Source organism: Thalassotalea sp. PS06 (assembly GCF_007197775.1).
Lineage (GTDB): Bacteria > Pseudomonadota > Gammaproteobacteria > Enterobacterales > Alteromonadaceae > Thalassotalea_A.
On the sequence record NZ_CP041638.1, the window covers coordinates 1,682,613 to 1,702,394 of the forward strand.

A 19,782-nucleotide genomic window follows, 5' to 3' on the forward strand; every position below is an offset into this window, starting at 1 on the left:
GGTTATAGTTGTTTTTTCTGCCATCTGAATTCTGTGCTCTGCAGTCAGTAGCGGGCGTTTTAACGCCCGCTACCTAAAACTCCCATTAATACTATTCAACACCCGTTGCCCTGGGCAAAGAGCATCTTCACGGAGTTCGTTCAATGGTGTATCCGAGGTTTGATTAACCTCATGGTAGGTATCGATGGCCGGGTTTACATAAAACAGGCCGGTTAGGATCTCGTTTTTGGCTTTGTGCTCCTCAATCATGTTTACTGCGTGCAGCTTATCGTCACTGCGATAATCACTAGCCACCTTGTAAAGGCGAATGAGCGAACCATCGTGCAGGCAGATATCGTGATAGTTACCAGCAGGCAGGTCGCAGCTGATTTCGTCTTTTACCGGCACGAAATCACTAATGGCGGCGGTACTCACATGCTGTTGCACATAATCATAAGAGCGCTTTGAATTAGCCTGATTATTAAAGGTGACACAAGGTGAGATGATATCGATAAAGGCAAAGCCCTGGTGGGAAATAGCGGCTTTTAATATCGACACCAGCTGTTTGCGATCGCCGGAGAAACAACGTGCCACGAAACTGGCACCGAGTTGCAGTGCCATTACACACAAATCGATTTCATTAAAGGGGCTGATTTCCCCAGCTTTGTTGCGGGCACCTTTATCGGATGTGGCCGCAAGCTGGCCTTTGGTTAAGCCATAAACACCGTTATTGGCCACCATATAAACCATATCAAGTCGGCGGCGGATAACATGGGCAAACTGACCTAAGCCGATAGATGCGGTATCGCCATCGCCAGACATCGCCAGATAGGTCAAATCTTTATTAGCAAGGTTTGCACCGGTTGTTACCGACGGCATACGGCCATGTACCGAGTTAAAACCGTGTGAGCGTCCAAGAAAATAATTAGGCGCTTTAGAAGAACAGCCAATGCCTGACATTTTGGCGATTTTATGTGGCGGCAGGGAAAGCTCGGCACAGGCATGAACAATGGCGGCCGATATCGAATCGTGGCCACAGCCAGCACAAAGTGTGGAAACCACGCCTTCATAATCCCGGTAGGTTAATCCGATATCGTTAACCTTAAGGTTTTGATGGCGGAATGTTGATTTAGCGTAACTCATCTGCGCCCCCTTTGACGACCCTTTGGCGAATAGGTGCTATTTTCCGTGCATTGTTAATATTGTCGACCACCGCATCGGCGGTAAGCGATAAACCATCGTAATTTAATACCGATACCAGAGAGTGGGGTGAGGCATCCAACTCATTGATAAGCAAGGTTCGCATTTGTGCATCGCGGTTCTGTTCAATCACATAACAGTTATTGCGTTTGCGAATAAACTCAGCCACTTCCGGACCAAACGGGAATGCGCGAATCCGCATGGTGTCTACCGTCAAATCCTGCTGTTGGAACTTATCGATGACTTCATCAATCACCTGAGCGCTAGTGCCAAAGTAAATCAGTGATATATCTGCAACCTGGCTTTGTTGAGTAATTTGCGCCTCAGGCACCAAAGACGCCGCGGTTTTAAATTTCTTCTCAAGGCGCTCCATATTATCAACATAATCCTCCGAGCGTTCGCTGTAGACCGCATTGCGGTTACGTGAAGTGCCTCTGGTAAAGAAAGCACCTTTATTCGGATGAGTGCCTGCTAGCGTTCTTGGACAGATACCATCGTCGTCCACATCCTGATAACGACCATAATGGCTTAACGCTTCCAGCTGCTCCTCACTGAGTACTTTCCCTAAATCGTATTGGCGGTCATCATCCCATTGAAACGGCTGACACAGATGATCGTTCATGCCCAAATCGAGATCGCTCATTAAAATCACCGCTGTTTGTAGGCGATCAGCCAAATCAAAAGCGATGGTGGTTAGCTCGAAACATTCTGTAGGGCATTTGGGAAACAACAATACATGCTTGGTATCACCATGGGAGGCATAAGCACAGGCAAGAATATCCGATTGCTGGGTGCGTGTTGGCATTCCCGTCGATGGCCCTGCCCGTTGTATATTCATTAACACCACCGGGACTTCGGCAAAATAAGACAGGCCGAGAAACTCTGTCATTAACGAAACCCCGGGGCCACTGGTTGCGGTAAAGCTGCGAGCACCATTCCAGCCGCCACCTAAAGCAATACCTATGGCCGCCAGTTCATCTTCAGCCTGAACGATAGCGTAGTTTTTCTTACCTGTGGCTGGGTCAATTCTGAGCCGCTCACAGTAACTGGCAAATTTTTCAATCACCGATGTCGATGGGGTAATAGGGTACCAACCGACCACGGTAGCACCGGCATAGACAGAGCCAAGTGCACAGCCTGTGTTGCCATCGACGAGGATTTGTTCACCAATTAAATCTCTGCGTTCAACCCGAAATGGTAGCGGACATTGAAAATGGGTATGGGCATACTGATAACCAAGCTCTAACGCAAAGATATTTGGAGTGATCAGCTTTTCTTTACCTTTAAACTGATCGCTGACTAAAGATTTCAGCACATCAAATTCGATATCCAATAATGCCGCCAGGGCGCCAACGTAAATCACGTTCTTAAATAGTTGCCTTAACCTTGGGTCCTGATATTCCTTCAGGCAAATCTCCGCAATAGGAATGCCTAAGGTAGTAACGCCTTCGGCAAGTTCGGAAAACTCGGGTTCCCGGCTATTGTCATAAAGCAGGTAGCTGCCAGATTTTAAATCCTGTAAATCACGGTAAAAGCTTTGCGAATTCATTGCCACCATAATATCTGCAGGGCCTTCACGACGACCCAGGAAACCGCGCTCATTAATTCTGACTTCATACCAGGTAGGCGAGCCCTGAATATTCGATGGAAAGATATTTTTAGCGCTTACCGGAATGCCCATGCGCATAATGGCTTTGGCAAACATGTGGTTGGCACTGGCAGACCCTGTGCCGTTAGTGTTGGCAAAACGGACAACAAAATCATTGGTTTTGAGCTTATTATTCTTGTTCGTCATTTGATGGTCGCCTCGATGTTGCTAAGGATCAGCTTTTGCATGTCCCAGGCGCCGGTTGGGCAGCGCTCGGCGCAGAGGCCGCAATGAACACACACATCTTCATCTTTCACCATAATATTGCCGGTGTTGAGACTGTCGGATATAAAGTAATCCTGATCAGGATCAGCTTTCTCCACCCGTAATTTACCCTGCAGTATCTGATTGGCGTCACCTGGTTGGCGAACATCGTCAATAAAGTTAATGCAATCAAGCGGACAGATATCTTCGCAGGCAGAGCATTCAATACATTTGGACTCGGTAAACACGGTTTGAATATCGCAATTTAAACATCGCTGCGCTTCTTTTAGGGCAAGCTGTTCATCAAATCCCAGTTCCACTTCCGTGGCTAATTCCTTACTTGCCTCTTGCCAGTCCACATGGGGAACATTGCGACGTTGATGATGTTCAATCTGATTGTCATATCGCCATTCATGCATGCCCATTTTTTGGCTTACCAGATTAAAATCACTCTCTGGCCGGTTCGCTGGGTTTTTACCCTGGCAGAATAAATCAATTGAAATGGCTGCTTTATGACCATGGGCCACGGCGGTAATGATATTTTCTGGCCCATAAGCTGAATCACCACCGAAGAACACCTTAGGTAGGGTAGATTGTAAAGTTAGTTTGTTAAGAACCGGCTGCGCCCAGTCGTTAAACTGCAAGCCAATATCCCGTTCAATCCAGGGGAAGCTGGTATCCTGGCCAATAGCAACCAGTACTAAATCGCAATCTACACGGATGATTTCTCCGGTAGGGGTTAAGGTTCGGTTGCTGGATTTATCGTAACTGGAAATTACTTTTTCAAACGATACTTGAATCGAACCATCGTCGTTTTTCTTATATTCCAGTGGGCTATGATCCGGCATGATGGCAATGCTCTCTGCCATCGCGTCTTCTTTTTCCCAGGGCGATGCCTTCATCGCTTCAAAGCTGGAACGTACCAAAACCTTCACATCAGTGGCACCGAGGCGTTTAGCTGTGCGGCAACAATCCATGGCGGTATTACCGCCACCTAAAACCACAACGCGTTTCGGTGCTTCATCAATATGTTCGAAACTAACACCGGATAGCCAGTCAATGCCGATTTGGATATTGTCTTTACAGTCTTCATAACCGGGTAAGCCCAAATGACGGCCTTTCGGCGCACCGGTACCAATAAATACCGCGTTATAGTTTTTACTCAGCAAGCTATCAAGGCTTTCGATGGGGTGATTAAAAAAGCCATTTACGCCCATATCAAGAATGTAATTTAGCTCTTCGTCTAATACGTCATGGGGAAGACGGAACTGGGGAATTTGCGTTCGCATCATGCCGCCGGCTTTACCGTCACGCTCAAACATATCGATTTGATACCCTAGCGGCAGCAAGTCGCGAGCAACGGTTAATGATGCAGGGCCGGCGCCAACTAAGGCAATGCGTTTACCATTTTTTTGTTCGGGCACTGCAGGTAGCCTGTCGGTGATATCGTCTTTGTAATCGGCCGTTACCCGTTTTAAGCGACAAATAGCAACGGCTTTATCTTCTACCCGGGTGCGTCGGCAAGCTGGCTCACAGGGACGATCGCATACGCGACCTAAAATACCGGGAAAAACATTGGATTCCCAATTTAGCATGTAGGCATCGCTGTAGCGTTTTTGAGTAATAAGACGAATGTATTCTGGCACAGGCGTGTGTGCTGGGCAGGCGTGTTGGCAATCAACGACTTTCAGGTAGTGCTGATAGTGGTTTACGTCGGTCTTTTTCAAAGTTTCCCCTGATCATTATTGTGAACCGATAATTTAACTGTACACAAAATAATCAGTTGCCGCACTATTTAGGTGCGGCAGAATATTTAAAAGACTGTTGACTAATCCTTACAGGGTTAATGTTGAGGGACCAAGCGGCCAGCTGTCTGGCTTACAAGCAGGGTGACGAGTAGCGCTACAACCAATCCAGTTGCCATGGCGCTCAGTTCAATCGGCAGCGAAAACTGGTAATCGTTGAGGGTCGCTTTGGCGATATTCGAGTCCATATCGATGAAGAAATAATAAAGCTGTTGGATGTATTCGCCTTCCGTCAATTTGCCGAGGTGACTTTTCAACTGGGCAATACGGTCAATTAAATTCAGTACCAGCTCGGCGCTGGCATTAACACCGGGATCGGTACTTGCGCGATAGGCCGATAACAGTTGCGTTAAATCACCCTGATGGTATTTGTCAGCAATACTTTGAAAGTTCAGTAGCTGAATTTGTGCCTCTTCGACATGGCCGGAAAGCCGCTGACGATAGGCGTTGATAAATGCAGGCACCTGCATCCCAAGAATGAATGTCAGAGTGAAAATGATTCGGTCGAAAATACTGGCGATAAAACGAAACACGTGACGATTTCTCTTTTTGTTATTGATTGAAACCTATGCATCTCATACTACATGGTGAGTATTGATAATGCCATTGGCTTTATTTCTGACTATAGTGCACAACCAGTGATATAATCCCAGACCGTATTTTCCCAATTCACAATTGCTTGTTTATGAACGAACAACACATCATTAGCCAATGTCAGCGCTGGGTCGAGGACATAGTCGTCGATTTAAACTTCTGCCCCTTTGCAAAAAAAGAGGTTATTAATCAGACCATTCGTTATCAGGTTGGTTCCGATTTAGACAACGAGCAGGCATTAACCCTATTCGCTGAAGAATTAGCGCACCTGCAAAATCATTCGGACGTTGAAACTACATTATTGATTCTTGCCGACGGCTTCTCGTTTTTTGATGACTTTATGCAATTGGTTGATTTGGCACAGCAGTGGATAAAGATGAGCAAATTAGAAGGCATTTTCCAAATTGCGACATTCCATCCCGATTATTGTTTTGCTGATGTTTCTGAAGATGATGTCAGCAATTATACCAACCGTGCGCCTTGGCCAATTCTGCATATTCTCAGGGAAGAGTCGATGTCTCGAGCCGTTGATGTCCATCCGGATCCGGAAGGGATCCCAGAGCGCAATATCGCTTTATGCGAACAAAAAGGTCGACAATTTTTCGTCGAGTACTTAGCATCTTTGCATCAACAAAAATAATTCGATATTTCAAAGTAAATTCAAACATGACAGCTTATTGGCAGGAATTTCTAACCATTGCCGTGGTGCACTTTTTAGCGGTGGCCAGCCCAGGTCCGGATTTCGCTATTGTACTAAAGCAAAGTCTTACCCGGGGTAGACAATACGCCATATTAACCAGTTTAGGGGTAGGGACGGGCATTGGATTACACGTTGCCTACTCGCTTTTGGGTATCGGCATTATCATTGCTTCCAATCCAGATTACATTCGCTGGCTAAGCCTGATTGCGGCCGCTTATCTCGCTTATCTCGGTTGGGGTGGATTACGCGCAAAAGCTGAAAACGGTGAACTTGTGCAGGTTTCTGAACAGAAAAATCCGCAGCAACAGTCTAAGTTTCGTGCCTTTTCCTTAGGCTTTATTGTCAATGGATTAAACGTAAAAGCGACGATGTTTTTTGTCGCATTGTTTTCTGTTGTTGTTTCCATAGATACACCGCTTTGGATAAAAGCATCCTATGGCGTGTATATGATGATCGCTACCGCGGCCTGGTTTTGCCTGGTCTCATGGCTATTTACCATTGAGCGCTATCAGCAAAAACTGCAAAACAACCGTCACATTATTGAGCGAGTGATGGGTGTGGTATTAATTTTATTGGCGGCGCGAATTGTCTGGCAGTTGTAAGTATCAACAAGTCGTAAAAAATTGGTTAATCATTCCACCGACTTTCGGCGAAAATCGTCGATATTACACTTAATTACAATCAAGTCAGAGTTTATCAAGGTGAGATTTGTTAACATCTAAGGTATAATCGCAAACATTTATCAGGGGTTGTTGATCTTTTGAGGTTATTTTCAAGGTACAGCAACCTATAAACTTTATTAAACAAAATTCGGTCTGTAGTTATCAACAGGCCCTAGATAATAAAACTGAATGAACGAAAAGCGCTATATCCAGATTGGCGGCAGTCCTGAAAAAGCCGTTACCGGTGACTATGAAATCGATGTTGCCGGCACAATAAAAGAAGCCTGGAAACTTACCCAAACCAGTAAGCAGTCCGTTGTTGTGGCATTGTTTATGATCCTGTCTATTTCGATGACAGCATTTGTGCTGTTCGCCGAAGCCATGGGTGGTTTTGAATTGGTTCTAGCCGATCAGGGACGTCTTTTCGCAATAAATATGGTGTTGACCACTTTACTTTCTCCGTTGGTTGCCGGATTGGAAATGATGGGTATTTCCTACGCCATCGGTATGCAATCACGACCATCGATGATTTTCTCTTTCCTGAGAAAAAGCGCCTACATTGCCTTAACCAGTTTGATCGTTAGTTGTATGACTAGCTTGGGGATGCAGTTACTATTGATACCAGGTATCTACCTTGGCGTAGCCTTGTCATTAACAGCGCCTTTAGTGGTAGAGAAAAACCTGAGTCCAAACCAGGCCATTATCCTGTCGTTAAAAGCCACGCGTTTCCAATGGTTTAAGCTGTTCCAGGTTTACCTGTTTGCCTTTGCCATCACCCTGCCTGTGGTATTCATTGTTGCTTTACTTGCGCAAAGCGTAGGTGTTATTCCAGCGGTTGTAGTAGCTGTGCTTGGTGTTACCTGGATTGCACCATTTTTCTATTATCTGAAAGGTATTTTATACCGTCAGATATTTGGTGTGCGCATGGAGGTGCTTGATGACAATGCCGGAACGCCGGGCGAAAGTTACTTTTCTGCCTGATCACATCGTCATGAAAAAGTTATTTCTTACTATCATTGCTCTGGCATCTGGGTACCTGCTGATACAGCCAATCTACTATTGGTCGCAACAACCCGATCCTGGCGCTATTGCGGCAAAACCTGAAGACACGACTTCGGTGTCTGGTGAATCTAAAACCATTCGCTATCACAACGTAGATATTCCTGATTTCGCCAGTATTTCTGATGTTACCGAGCGAAAGAAACAATTCTTTGATTTCCTGCGTCCGGCTATTATCGCTGAGAATCAGCGCTTGTTATCGCTGCGTAAGCAAGTACTGGATAGCCAACAACAGTTTAATCAAAACCAGAATCTAACCCTGGAGCAGAAAGAGTTTATTGCACAAATGGTAGACATTTACTCGCTTGAGGCGAGTGACAACATGCCTGAACTGTTTGAACAGCTATTGCTGCGAGTTGATCAAATTCCAATGGAGTTGGTTTTGGTACAGGCCGCCAATGAATCGGCCTGGGGCAGTTCCCGGTTTGCTCAGCAAGGTTTGAATTTCTTCGGCTTATGGTGCTTTAAACGCAATTGCGGCATGGTGCCAAAAGGCCGTGATACCGGAGCTCGCCATGAAGTTGCTACCTTTGACAGTGTGCAGCAGATGCTCAGATTTTACTTCCATAACCTCAATAGCCACTATGCTTATGATATGTTCCGCTCAATCCGCGGACAATTACGGGCAAACGATCTGCCTCTGCAGGCAGATGTGTTAGCAACGGGGCTATTGCCATACTCGCAACGCGGTATCGATTACATTGTCGAAATTCATACCATGCTGCGTCAAAACAAACGATATTTTAAAGCCGAAACAACGTGACCCGATAAAAACTATGATAAGAAAATTTGCGACTCTGCTGGTAATGGGTTTATTTAGCCTGTCTGCGCAAGCACTCGATCTCGAATATAAGGGCTTTTATCAACGCCTTGATATTATTGAGGAAAATGAACTGGATAAAATTACCATGGGGTTTTATCTGGTGGATGCCTACAACCGCGAGCGTTGTCATATCGATAAAGCATTTTTCTTTGGACCAGGCGTAAACGAGAAAGAAATTGATATTGCCGCCGATGGTCGCTTACAAATTCCTTATGATAAGGAGCTCTACGATCGTTTCGCTGTATTAAGAGTGAATCTCAGCGATCCCGCACAGAACTGTACTTTACAGATGCAAATTCAGGTTAAAGATAATCAGAAAACAGAATTCAGCTTCGCTGAGTTATCTGTCTACCGTGAACAAATGCAATCTTTGGTGGATGAGTTTGGTGGTTTCTTATGGTTTATGATGCCAGATGTGCAGGGACTGAACTTAAAAGTGGCCAGCGATAACACCCTGAGCTTTATTGATGACAGTTTAAAATCAGGTTTTAACTGTGAGGATTTACAATGTACCTTGCTGGTTGAAGAAGAGTTGACATCCAATCGTATGGCGTTGCAATTTAGCCAGCCGCCGGTGGTGATATCACCCTGGATCTCCAAGGATTAGTTAATCAGGTAGCAACATGACAGCTAAGGCAGAAATCAGCATTGATATGGTTAGCATCTGGCAACAGTTTAGCGACCAGTTGAAGGGGTTTCTGCATAGCAAGGTATCCGATGCCAATCAGGTGGAGGATTTACTGCAGGACATCCTGATCAAAAGCTATCAGCAATTATCCTCACTTAACGATATCTCGAAAATCAAACCCTGGCTGTTTCAAATCGCCAATCACACCATTATCGATTATTACCGCAAACAGGGACGAGACAGTAAGGTAGTTGCGTCAGGTATCGACGATAACGTACTAGATTCCCTCGCCAATGCTGATACCGAGGATTTCGAAAGCCCGTTAACTGGCCTTGAAGACTGCCTTGAGCCTTTCATCGAGGCTTTACCTAAAGAGTCGAGAGATATCCTCACCGCCATCGATTTACATGGGCAAAGCCAGAAAGAATATGCCGAGCACCATGGCATTCCATATTCCACCTTAAAATCCCGCACCCAGAAAAGTCGTGAGTTACTCCGCGGCTTGTTTAATAGCAATCCCATCAAATTATTGCTCACTCAGTGAGAATTTAAAGGCTTTTAGACAAGGCTTTGATTGCAGAGAATGGTCGCTCCATTGTCAAAATCAGTAACGCAGGATAAACGCCTTTAAAACTCACCCGTAGGGAGTTAGTGAGAGGCCCATTTACTGCCCTATATTTCATTAATATAGAATGACTATATCAATAAAATCTATGTTGCAAATGAACCTCGGCCCTAACTCTGAGTTGTGCACAAACTTAATGTGATTGGTATAACCGTTGTTGCCAGTTTGAATTAGACGCCCAGGGCAATATGATGGAATGGCATGAACGCTCTAAAGGTTGTGGTAAATCCTGCTGATTATTCTCCGGTCGTTTCCATTTTATACAACCGATGAAGCGCTTAAATTTGACGTTAACTTATTGAAAAGGTTAATGTCTAAAAAGAGCGAGCTGCAGTCAGTTAGACCAACCTTCACGTATTCAACCATAAGGATCAGGAAGAGTATTTATGGATATTTATCAGTCGAAAATAACAAAAATATCAATTCAAACAGTCGTTGTTTTAATAATGACCTTATATTTCGAGGCTGTGATTACATTTGTCTACCAACAAGCAGCGCTTCAGGATTTTTATAGTCCATCTCGTCTCCAACACATGACTGCATTTTATAGCTTTGTTTTCATTCTCAATCTCTTTTTGGGTGGAATGGTGCTCAGGATAGTTGGGAGTATGGCGAAGCTAAAGCATGAGTTCTTGTATTATCTGATGCCAGGGTATGCATTCTTCACTTTATTAATTGTTCCCGCGTTATACCCGCCAGTATTCTCCTTGCGAGGTGAACAAGTTTTTAGTGGCATGCTTTGGTTTATGGTGATTCCGGTATCTGGGCTTGTTTATAAAAAAATCGAAGGTTTCTGTGCCAGAAAATACTCCGAGCTTAATTCTTAACTTTTTTTTTCGAAGGCTAACGAGTCAAATTTGACGTTAACAGATTGAAAAGGTTAATGTCTTCAAAGAGCTAGGAACGGTTACTCAATCCTGAGTTATTCATAATCAAAGAATGAAATGAGAAAAGTAAAACAAATTCAATCTCGTGTTAGCGTATCTTCCGCAATATTTTCTTTTTTAAGCGGCCAAGTTCCCGGTAAGCTTCATCTTCAACTATTTTGTGCGGGGGCTAATTCTCATTATGTCGACGTTCAAGATCCGCTCGAACAGGAAGATTTGATGAAACTGTTAACCGACCTGCGCTACTTGAATGAAGCAAACGCTAAAAAAGCATTGAAAATTCCAGTAAGTTTTTGGTCTAACATTCGAATCACTTTTTCCGGATATGACGCTGTAAAAGGTTTTAAAGTAAGAGCTTATATCACGGGCTTTTTGTTCTTTAGCTCTTCTGCCTTCATGAGGTCATATTTAACTAGCGTCGACTTAAACAGGCTCATAGGTAATTTGGAACGATGCATTGATTGAAGTTTAAGCACAAAACAAGCTGATTAGTTCAGTGCGCTGCCTTTCGTATTTCCAATATTAAAGAGTTTAACATCGAAGCTAATAGGGCAAAAATACAAGTTGTTGCCAGCGAGTTATTCGGATGAAACAGGCACATGACCCGAACCAGATAAGTATGGTCTGATCCAGGTTGGGATGACTATAAAGAGCGAGCTACGGCCATTCGATAAGCCGGACCATTCTAACTTATTTCACTTATGCTGCTTTCCTTAATCGACAGCTCTAATCGTTCTCAGATAAATCTTCGTGCTTACAGTATTGGTTTAAAATTATGTAATGATTGATACACCTCCCGCTTCAGAGATACCGAAGCCATAAGCTCACTTTGTAGTGTTTTGGTTACTTACGTTACCTTGGTATTTAGATAAAAATTGTGAAAATGACTGAGCTTCTCGCTCTTTCATCGCCAAACAATTATTTGCTGCCTCCACCGACTTAGTGAGGCTCGCTTGATAAACATCGTCTTTGGATTTAAAAAACGAATTTAGTTTTTCAACATTTTCAGCCTGGCAATTTGTATACATCATAAAAGGCAGGTAGTTATGATACATTTCAGGTATAACTCTTTCTACTTCATCAAAGTTTTCTTCTAGCCATCGATAAAGTAGGGTTTGCTCTTTATTGATATAAAAACTTCCGGCCAAAGGACCTGGCTTGTCGCCTGATGGGATATCTTCATTCAAGATTTGCTCCAGTAAATAATTTACTGATTTATCTTCAGTGAAGTACATTGAACGTAATATGTTGGATTTTAGCGTGGCATCAGAGCTCGAATGGTATGTATCAAAATAATCTTTGACTAAGTTCCCAGTATCTAGCATTGCTGCGATTCTAAGAGCCTCTATTCCTAAATTATCATCGATACTCTCATCGCCTTTCAGGTAACCATGAGCTATCTGCGTCAATTCTTTATTAAGTTCAGGATTGTCACCTAATTGACCTAACGTGCTTAATAACCGAGGCCTTAAAGCTAATATGCTGTCATCGTCTCCCTGCCTGGTTTTACTGCCTATCTGCTGATACCAAGGTGTCAATATTGCAGTAATATAATTACTGAAAGCGTACTGATTTTTGACATTGATATGCCGTTCTCCAATCAGTTTTATTTCTTCAGTAACTTTTAGAACGACTATTGCATTGTCTTCTTGGGTCAGTTGAGTAAGTAGCGTTAAGTGATCGCCTAACGAGATTTCACCAGAATTTAACAATCCTCGACTATTTGACAATAAGGCAATTTTCTCCCTATCATTCAATAAACCAACGTCATCAACTAAGGCTTGATACTTTTCTTGAGGTATTTCCCAACGAAAATAACCATTCCCATTTGTAACGGGAAAAAACCAATCAGATTCAATTAGAGATTGAATTTGCGTTGGTTTATCGGTTAATAATGTTTGTGTTACATCCAGTTTGCCATTTTGCTTGTATTTAATGGTTAAGGGGACTTGCCAAGACTGTTCAGTCACGTCTGTGCCGAAATTTCTAAACCGCTGTTGAGTAACTTGACCTTTTTTATCGAATTTAATATGCGCATATCCCGCCTGATCTAGGTAAGTATTAGCAATTTCGCCGATGTCGTATTTTGACTGGTCTGCAAAGGCTTGCCATAAATCATTCGCAGTGGCGTTTTGCCATTGATGCTTTTGCATGTATTTTTGAATGGCAGTTTGGAAGTTTCTTTCGCCGATAGTTGATTCAATCATGTTTAAAATGGCATGGCCTTTGGTGTAACTTAAGCCGAGACCATCTTCGATGTCTTTGGCATTTTTCACTTCTTTTCTGATGGGCTTTGTGGTTGATAAAGCGTCCTCATAAAAGGCATTTACCTGAGGTAGGTCTAAGTCACTTTGGTACTGAGGATAATGCTGATCCATGACCTTTTGTGCCATCCAAGTAGCAAAAGCTTCGTTCAACCACAAATCATTCCACCATTGCATGGTCACCAGGTTGCCATACCAACTATGGGCGAGTTCATGGGCAATAATATTTAAGGTCATTGTTGCATTACTTGCTGTTGTGGTGTCACCTCGTAGTAAGAATTCCGCTCGGTATGTCACCAAACCAACATTTTCCATGGCGCCGGATGCAAAATCAGGAACCGCGACAAAATCCAGCTTTTCATAAGGGTATTTAGTGCCAAAATATTGTTCTAATGCATTTAAGATTTGCGGGGTATGCTTAATCGCAAAACCAGTTTTATTGCCTGTACCTTTCGGAGAATAGATAAACCCCGGAACAGATAGACCTTCAATAGGGGTCTTATCTAAGTCACCAACCGCAAGCGCAATTAAGTAGCTTGGTATAGGAGGAGTAGCCTTGAAGTAAACAGTTTTATTATCTCCTTTTAAAGTTTCCTTTAATACTGGTGTATTAGCAGCGACTTCAAGGTTTTTCGGAACAGTGAGTGTTAATTGGTAGGGTATTTTCACATCTGGCTCATCAAAAACCGGAAAAACACGTCTAGCATACAGAGCTTGAAATTGAGTAAACAAATAGTGTTTATCTTGATATTTAGTGCGATATAAACCTAAAGCATCATTGGAAAAATCACCCGAAAATTCAATGATTAGTTGATGTTCCCCTACTGGTATCTCTTTCTCACTGCTCAACCATTGAATATCATATTCACCTTTACTTGCTGAAAGTTTTCGATCTTCGTTTTTTTGTTTCAAGGTAATTGACTTGATGTTTAAGTCAAGCCAATGAATGCCGATACGATTTGTTGGCTGAGTAACTCTAAAATCTATTTTTGTAATTCCTGAATATTCTTCCTTGTTGGGATCTAAATTCATTTCAATATATTGTGATAGAGGTATCGTGGATTTTGGTAGGCGATGCTCTGTGGCCTCAGCGAACGCCAAGTGAGACAGGAGCATATGAATATATAAAAGACACAGGCCTACGTATGTTTTTCTTCTATTAAACATGAAGTTATCCCAAATTCGTTTTGACTTTACTGAGTTTAGCTATGTTGGTGCTTTTTGCCAGAATGAAAAAATTGTGGGTCAGGCGGAAATAACTCTGTCTTATAAAGGTGTTTATCCTCAACAAACTGAGTCGACCTAACTTAATTATGCGGTGATTTAATAGAAGTCCCTAAACATAGCTTATATTAGCACTTGCTAACGGACCGAGTTTGGCACTCTAGAGACGTTCGGCTCTCGACCTAGATACCGTGTAGTATCACGGTATGACTCAGGGGTTTTTGCTTTTGCTAGGAATAGCGTGTGCTCGGAGCTGATGACATCAGCGTGCTCGAAGTGGCGTTTTCCGTCGCGTACCCGGAACAATCTTCGATTGTGTACTCGGAGTGGCGCTTTCTGCCACGTTCTCGGAGTATCGTTTACGATACGTAATCAGGGAGTTTAAACTCCCGCTTGTGGCACACTAGAGACATTCGGCTCTAGCTAAGATTCCCTGTAGTATCAGGGAATGACTCAAGAGTTTTTGCTTTTTCTTCCACCTCCCACCTTCCTCAGCGAAGCTTACCTCACTCGAAGCGATGTTTTTTGTCGCGTACCCGGAACAATCTTTGATTGTGTACCCGAAGTGACGTTTTCCGTCACGTACCCGGAGTATCGTTTACGATACGTACTCAGGGAGTTTCAACTCCCGCCTTTGGCACATTTGAGACATTCGGCTCTAGCTAAGATTCCCTGTAGTATCAGGGAATGACTCAAGGGTTTTTGCTTTTAACTCGGAGCGACGTTTTGTGTCGCGGGTACAGAGTTTCGGTTCCAGACAAATTCTGCATACCAACGTCCATGTCGGTAACTCGGAACAATCTTTGATTGTGTGCTCGGAGTGGCGCTTTCTGCCACGTTTTAAGGGAGTTTCAACTCCCGATCGCTATACTTGTCAGTGAGTTATCCCTGTGGCAAGGTTAAATAATGAACAGGGCCGTTGCGGTACATAACAGCCTAGCCTAACGATAATGACAATAATGGGTGAACGTTATGAAATCATTTCTTATGCCGCTGTGCGGTGTTTCTTTGTTATTCTCTGCCGCAGCTGAGGCTGAGCAGGCAACAAACCCGTTAGAGGACGCGATTCAAGCATCGGCATTACCCCTGACTTACCAAGACAATACATTCTCAGGACCGGCATTTGATACTTTGGTAGAGCAGGGCAAGCAAGCTCAGTTTTTCCTTATCGGGGAAGAGCACGGTATCGCCGAAAACCCAGTGTTAGCGGCACAACTATTTGCCAGACTAGAAGGTTCTGGTTATCAGCACCTGGTTATTGAAGTATCGCCACAAATTGCCAGGATTATGGAGCTGCATCTGGCCAAAGACGGACTTGACGGGCTGCGGCGGTTATTTGCAAAACCTGGCGGTGAGCCAGCCTTTTTCGGTATGCAACAAGAGGCAGAAATGCTTGCCGATATTAAAGCGCTGCTTCCTGACAACAATAATGTATTGCTTGGCGTTGATTATGAGGTTGCCTCTGACAGGCCCTTATTGCAATGGCTTCAGCAACAGCAAATTCCCGATTCGGCAAAAGCGCCATTAACCACACTTACCCATGCTTCCCAGCAATCCTGGGAACGTTATTATCAGGAGAAAAGCCCGCAATATATTTTCAGCTTTGCCGGCGATCCTGCATTGGTTGAAGACGTAAGGGAAAGTTGGCCATCTGCCAGTAACGACGTTGACTGGACCCTTCACGAACTTCAAAAAACACTCGAAATAAATCGTTATTGGATGCAAGGGCAGGGCTGGCAATCGAATCAGGCCAGGGTTGAGCTTTTAAGAGAAAATTTCTTAAAGCACTGGCAACAAATCAGAGGTCAGGATGGACAAACCAAGTTGATGGCAAAGCTTGGTGCTTCTCACCTAATGCGAGGCCTTAGCAGCAACGCTACATTCGATTTAGGCACCTTACTTCCAGAAGTCGCTGAAATCAATGGTGGTAAAGCGGTCAGTGTGATGGTGCTTCCAGGCGATGAATCTAACGTAGCGGTGCTTGATCCGGCAAACTGGACTTTCCAACCAGCACCGGCTAAAGATGGTTATACCAAGGGTTTGCAGGCGTTATATGCGCAATCTAAGGACAGCATGATGCTGTATGATATGCAAAAGCTAAGGCCTTTGATGAAAGGGCAAATGAAAACCGAAAGCCCTGAGTTATATCGTGCGGTGTTTGGGTTTGATTATGTGTTGATTATGACAGGCTCAACGGCGGCAGCAGAGTTTGAACACGAGTAGGTGAGGTTTAAAAAGTAAGAGGCGGCTCAAGTTAGAGCCGCCAAAAAAAGAATATGGTTATTCAACGATATCCATTTCTTCGATTAGGTTGGTCGCACCATCAAGATGCTCCATTACCCAAAGCATATAACGCACATCTACGTGGATAGAGCGGTTTAATGAAGGGTCATAATCCCAGTCACCAATGATACTTTCATAAACACCATCAAATACTAAACCAACAAATTCGGCTTTGTCATTTAAGGTAGGAGAACCAGAGTTACCACCCGTAATGTCCAGTGTGCCTAAATAGTTCACCGGCACAGAACCTAGCTCAGGACGAGCATAATCACCGTACTCTTTGTTAGCAATTAACGATAACTGCTTTTCAGAGGCATTAAATGGCACTTCACCAGTGTTTTTCGCGGTAATACCCTCAAGGCGAGTAAATGGTGTTGCCCATAAACCGTCCTGAGGAGAATAGCCTTTGACGTTACCGTAGGTAATACGCAAAGTAGAGTTCGCATCGGCATATACCGGCAGGTTCTTATCTTTGTAATAGGCGATTAGAGCTTCCATGAACTTCGGACGATATGCCTGAATTTCACCGCTTAATGCTTCGCTGCTTTGCTCTAATGCTTTGCGATCATCGTATGTTGCAACCGCTAACTGAATGAACGGGTCTTTGCTGTCAGCAAAATCTTCGGCAGATTTTTCCATCCAGGCCAAACGCTGCTCTTGCTCGGCAAGCTTACTTTTCGCGTACATCTTATCTAGTTGTTTGGCGATCTTAGCTTGATCAGCACCTTTATCGATAGCGAAGAATTTATCCAGGCTCGCTAAACGCTGATCAGCAGGAAGTTTTGCATAATCGCTTAACAACTTGGTCATGATCGCTTTATCAATGACTTCATCATAACGACGGCTGATGGTTTTCATGCCTTGAACAAAACGGTTTTTATCACGATTCTGGTAGCCACTTTTACGGACAGCATCTTCAAGTTCCTGCTCGATTGACCAGCGATACAAACGGTTTGCGCTGCTGTAAAGGGCGCCGTAACGCAGGTAACCTAAGATAAGGTCACGTGACTGATTTTCCTGGCTCTGAGCAATCAGCTTATTTAAACCAGTTAGGGCATCACCATATTTTGCCTGGCGCTTGCTGTCAGCCTTGATCCAGGCGGCTAAATCCGCTTCCAGCTTTTGCTTACGCGCCAGCATATCGCCTTTTTGATAACTGGTGATCATACTGCCATAGTTTTTGGCGTAGTTCGCAAGGCTTGCCAGTGTGCTTTCGTATTTAATACGCGCATCACTTTCAGGCTCAGAATTGGATTTAATTAAATCGATAATATCTTCACGCATGGTTTTCGCGTGTGGGTAAGTCCAAGTGAACTGGTTTTCCACTTCGCTGGCAACGCGGTAACGATTAGTACGGCCCGGATAGCCCAGAACCATGATGTAATCACCGTCTTCAACTGACGCTTTGTTCACTTTTAGGTAGTGTTTTGGCTCATAAGGAACATTGTCTTCGTGGTAATCTGCCGGTTGACCATCTTTGCCAACATAAGCGCGGTAGAAACCGTAATCACCCGTATGACGAGGCCACATCCAGTTATCGATATCACCGCCGTATTTACCGACGCTCATTGCCGGTGCGTGAACTAAACGAACGTCACGAATCGTCAATTGTTTGAATAGGAAATATTGTAAACCACCGTGGAAGTTCACCACGCGACAACGATATTTGTCATCGGCTTCACATTCGCTTACTAATGCTTTGCGATTTTGGTCGATAACTTTAAAGCGCTCAGCGCCATCCATATCGTCATTTAAACCGGCATTAACCTGTTCGGTTACTTCATTGATTTCTTCGGTTACATAGATGCGGCTACCAGGGGTTGCCTGTAACTCTTCATCGAAGCTCTTTGCTAAGAAACCATCACGTAACAGGTTATTTTCTTCGCTGGAGTTGTATTGGATAGAACCATAAATACAGTGGTGGTTTGTCGCAACCAGGCCTTTGTCAGAGACAAAAGAAGCGGTACAACCACCCAGGCTTACGATTGCCCCCATTGGAAAACCGGTTAGGTTGGTTAAATCATTCGGATCTAATTTCAGACCGGCCTGCTTAAGTTGCTGGCTAATTTCCGGGAGTTGGTTTGGTTGCCACATCCCTTCATCTGCCTGACTGGCAATGCTTAACAGCGCCAGGCAAGAGGTTAATATTTTTTTCATCATTACTTCCTTCAAATAAAACCCGGTAATGCTACAGCAATTGCGCTAGGTGGGCATTAGCCATTGGTTTATTGCAGCTGGAGATTTGTAACAAACTGTTTGCATTGAATGAAAAAGAACCAGAAAGAGCACAGCAAATGCTCAGCTTGTAGAACGGATAATTCTTCAATGCATAAAAAAAGCCAGCGTGGAGCTGGCTTTTTAGAGGTTTTAACCTGGCATTAAAGGTGAACTTTAACCATCCAGCTCAAAGTAGATTCATTATCGATACCGGCAATACCGAATTTGTTGTGCCAGTATGAGTACTCGATACCTGCTTCAAACTTCTTAGGAACACCGAAGTATTTACCTACGTCCATACGAAGCTGTGGGTTGAAGTGGAAATCTGAGGCGTGATCCGCTTCAGCAGAAGACCAATCCATGTAACCGTCAAACATAAAATCGGCAGAACCGATGCTGAACGGGTAACCCCAAACAACCGTTAACTGCTGGTCATTTTCAGTTAGCTCATTGTTTGCCTGATAAACGTTGGCATTAAAGTAAGCAAAACCTGGAACGGCGAAATCTGCACCAACACCAACTAAGTAGTTGTCAAAGCTTTGAGAAACAACACCAGAAACGTCTAAGGTAGAGTGTTCCCAGGTAGTGGCGATGAAAACGTCTTTTACGAAACCGTATTCAAGCTTAGAGCCGGTTAGGTAGCTTAAGCTTAAACGTGGCGATAACTCAGCATAGGTTTCTTTACTTGCTAAGTTGTTTGCATCAGCTTTGGCATCAAGGCGGTCAACGAAGAAAAATACGTCACCCCAGTTATGGCCAGAAGCGTGCTCAAGGGTAATGACGTGCACGTCATCGTTTTCAGTAACCTGATATTGGTTTTGGTTGATCAGATAAGAAATGGAGTTGTCACTCCAGAACATTTCTGCGTTTGCCGTAGAGGCAAAGAAAGAAGCACTGGCAACAAGACCAGCAACTAAGTGCTTAACATTTAACATGAGCGCATTCCCAAAATACTAGAATTTTACTGACCCCGACAACAT

At 43.9% G+C, this 19,782-nt stretch carries 16 protein-coding genes; 9 read left to right on the plus strand and 7 right to left on the minus strand.

Annotated features, from left to right (window positions below):
* Nucleotides 1-69 precede the first annotated feature (69 nt).
* The 4 genes from FNC98_RS07410 to FNC98_RS07425 all read right to left on the minus strand — a co-directional run bounded on the left by FNC98_RS07410 (nt 70) and on the right by FNC98_RS07425 (nt 5,369).
* A complete protein-coding gene (locus tag FNC98_RS07410; protein WP_143580641.1) occupies nt 70-1,122 on the minus strand; it encodes a 2-oxoacid:ferredoxin oxidoreductase subunit beta in 1,053 nt (350 codons plus the stop codon).
* Nucleotides 1,109-2,974, minus strand: coding sequence for a 2-oxoacid:acceptor oxidoreductase subunit alpha (locus FNC98_RS07415; protein WP_143580642.1), 1,866 nt, complete (start codon nt 2,972-2,974; stop codon nt 1,109-1,111). Before FNC98_RS07415 ends, FNC98_RS07410 begins: the two co-directional genes overlap by 14 nt.
* Nucleotides 2,971-4,758, minus strand: a complete 1,788-nt coding sequence (locus FNC98_RS07420; RefSeq protein WP_143580643.1) for an FAD-dependent oxidoreductase — start codon at nt 4,756-4,758, stop codon at nt 2,971-2,973. Before FNC98_RS07420 ends, FNC98_RS07415 begins: the two co-directional genes overlap by 4 nt.
* A gap of 116 nt (nt 4,759-4,874) precedes the next feature.
* Nucleotides 4,875-5,369, minus strand: a complete 495-nt coding sequence (locus tag FNC98_RS07425) for a DUF2937 family protein (RefSeq protein ID WP_185968089.1) — start codon at nt 5,367-5,369, stop codon at nt 4,875-4,877.
* A gap of 152 nt (nt 5,370-5,521) precedes the next feature.
* Between FNC98_RS07425 and FNC98_RS07430 the strand changes: the two genes are divergently transcribed.
* The 8 genes from FNC98_RS07430 to FNC98_RS07465 all read left to right on the plus strand — a co-directional run bounded on the left by FNC98_RS07430 (nt 5,522) and on the right by FNC98_RS07465 (nt 11,279).
* Nucleotides 5,522-6,070 carry a DUF1415 domain-containing protein gene (locus tag FNC98_RS07430; RefSeq protein ID WP_143580645.1) on the plus strand — a complete coding sequence of 183 codons (549 nt, stop codon included), beginning with the start codon at nt 5,522-5,524 and terminating at the stop codon, nt 6,068-6,070.
* 26 nt (nt 6,071-6,096) lie between these two features.
* A complete protein-coding gene (locus FNC98_RS07435; RefSeq protein WP_143580646.1) occupies nt 6,097-6,732 on the plus strand; it encodes a LysE family translocator in 636 nt (211 codons plus the stop codon).
* Between the two features lie 249 nt (nt 6,733-6,981).
* On the plus strand, nt 6,982-7,773 hold the full coding sequence (locus FNC98_RS07440) for a hypothetical protein (protein ID WP_143580647.1): 792 nt from the start codon (nt 6,982-6,984) through the stop codon (nt 7,771-7,773).
* Entirely contained in the window at nt 7,730-8,614 is an 885-nt protein-coding gene (locus FNC98_RS07445) for a glucosaminidase domain-containing protein (protein WP_143580648.1), read from the plus strand. Before FNC98_RS07440 ends, FNC98_RS07445 begins: the two co-directional genes overlap by 44 nt.
* Nucleotides 8,615-8,627: 13 nt before the next feature.
* Nucleotides 8,628-9,281 (plus strand): DUF2987 domain-containing protein, encoded by a 654-nt coding sequence (locus FNC98_RS07450; protein ID WP_143580649.1) that lies wholly within the window; start codon nt 8,628-8,630, stop codon nt 9,279-9,281.
* A 16-nt stretch (nt 9,282-9,297) separates the two neighbouring features.
* On the plus strand, nt 9,298-9,846 hold the full coding sequence (locus FNC98_RS07455) for a sigma-70 family RNA polymerase sigma factor (protein WP_143580650.1): 549 nt from the start codon (nt 9,298-9,300) through the stop codon (nt 9,844-9,846).
* A gap of 467 nt (nt 9,847-10,313) precedes the next feature.
* Entirely contained in the window at nt 10,314-10,754 is a 441-nt protein-coding gene (locus FNC98_RS07460; RefSeq protein ID WP_143580651.1) for a hypothetical protein, read from the plus strand.
* 117 nt (nt 10,755-10,871) lie between these two features.
* Nucleotides 10,872-11,279, plus strand: coding sequence for a hypothetical protein (locus tag FNC98_RS07465; protein WP_143580652.1), 408 nt, complete (start codon nt 10,872-10,874; stop codon nt 11,277-11,279).
* Nucleotides 11,280-11,638: 359 nt separating this feature from the next.
* Here FNC98_RS07465 and FNC98_RS07470 read toward each other — a convergent pair whose 3' ends face one another.
* Nucleotides 11,639-14,110, minus strand: a complete 2,472-nt coding sequence (locus tag FNC98_RS07470) for a M1 family metallopeptidase (RefSeq protein WP_221932929.1) — start codon at nt 14,108-14,110, stop codon at nt 11,639-11,641.
* Between the two features lie 1,164 nt (nt 14,111-15,274).
* Here FNC98_RS07470 and FNC98_RS07475 point away from each other — a divergent pair.
* A complete protein-coding gene (locus tag FNC98_RS07475) occupies nt 15,275-16,525 on the plus strand; it encodes a hypothetical protein (RefSeq protein ID WP_143580654.1) in 1,251 nt (416 codons plus the stop codon).
* Nucleotides 16,526-16,582: 57 nt separating this feature from the next.
* On the opposite strand, the gene FNC98_RS07480 is transcribed toward FNC98_RS07475, so the two are convergent.
* Nucleotides 16,583-18,742: a S46 family peptidase gene (locus FNC98_RS07480; RefSeq protein WP_143580655.1), complete on the minus strand. Its 2,160-nt coding sequence runs from the start codon at nt 18,740-18,742 to the stop codon at nt 16,583-16,585.
* Between the two features lie 221 nt (nt 18,743-18,963).
* Nucleotides 18,964-19,737, minus strand: coding sequence for an outer membrane protein OmpK (locus FNC98_RS07485; RefSeq protein WP_143580656.1), 774 nt, complete (start codon nt 19,735-19,737; stop codon nt 18,964-18,966).
* Nucleotides 19,738-19,782: the final 45 nt, after the last annotated feature.

Excerpts from the sequence above, each read along its gene's own strand:
- FNC98_RS07440 (WP_143580647.1), top strand. The coding sequence starts at position 6,982 with ATGAACGAAAAGCGCTATATCCAGATTGGCGGCAGTCCTGAAAAAGCC.
- FNC98_RS07430 (WP_143580645.1), top strand. The coding sequence starts at position 5,522 with ATGAACGAACAACACATCATTAGCCAATGTCAGCGCTGGGTCGAGGAC.
- FNC98_RS07480 (WP_143580655.1), bottom strand. The coding sequence starts at position 18,742 with ATGAAAAAAATATTAACCTCTTGCCTGGCGCTGTTAAGCATTGCCAGT.
- FNC98_RS07470 (WP_221932929.1), bottom strand. The coding sequence starts at position 14,110 with ATGAATTTAGATCCCAACAAGGAAGAATATTCAGGAATTACAAAAATA.
- FNC98_RS07410 (WP_143580641.1), bottom strand. The coding sequence starts at position 1,122 with ATGAGTTACGCTAAATCAACATTCCGCCATCAAAACCTTAAGGTTAAC.
- FNC98_RS07450 (WP_143580649.1), top strand. The coding sequence starts at position 8,628 with ATGATAAGAAAATTTGCGACTCTGCTGGTAATGGGTTTATTTAGCCTG.
- FNC98_RS07485 (WP_143580656.1), bottom strand. The coding sequence starts at position 19,737 with ATGTTAAATGTTAAGCACTTAGTTGCTGGTCTTGTTGCCAGTGCTTCT.
- FNC98_RS07475 (WP_143580654.1), top strand. The coding sequence starts at position 15,275 with ATGAAATCATTTCTTATGCCGCTGTGCGGTGTTTCTTTGTTATTCTCT.
- FNC98_RS07435 (WP_143580646.1), top strand. The coding sequence starts at position 6,097 with ATGACAGCTTATTGGCAGGAATTTCTAACCATTGCCGTGGTGCACTTT.
- FNC98_RS07455 (WP_143580650.1), top strand. The coding sequence starts at position 9,298 with ATGACAGCTAAGGCAGAAATCAGCATTGATATGGTTAGCATCTGGCAA.
- FNC98_RS07460 (WP_143580651.1), top strand. The coding sequence starts at position 10,314 with ATGGATATTTATCAGTCGAAAATAACAAAAATATCAATTCAAACAGTC.
- FNC98_RS07465 (WP_143580652.1), top strand. The coding sequence starts at position 10,872 with ATGAGAAAAGTAAAACAAATTCAATCTCGTGTTAGCGTATCTTCCGCA.
- FNC98_RS07445 (WP_143580648.1), top strand. The coding sequence starts at position 7,730 with ATGACAATGCCGGAACGCCGGGCGAAAGTTACTTTTCTGCCTGATCAC.
- FNC98_RS07415 (WP_143580642.1), bottom strand. The coding sequence starts at position 2,974 with ATGACGAACAAGAATAATAAGCTCAAAACCAATGATTTTGTTGTCCGT.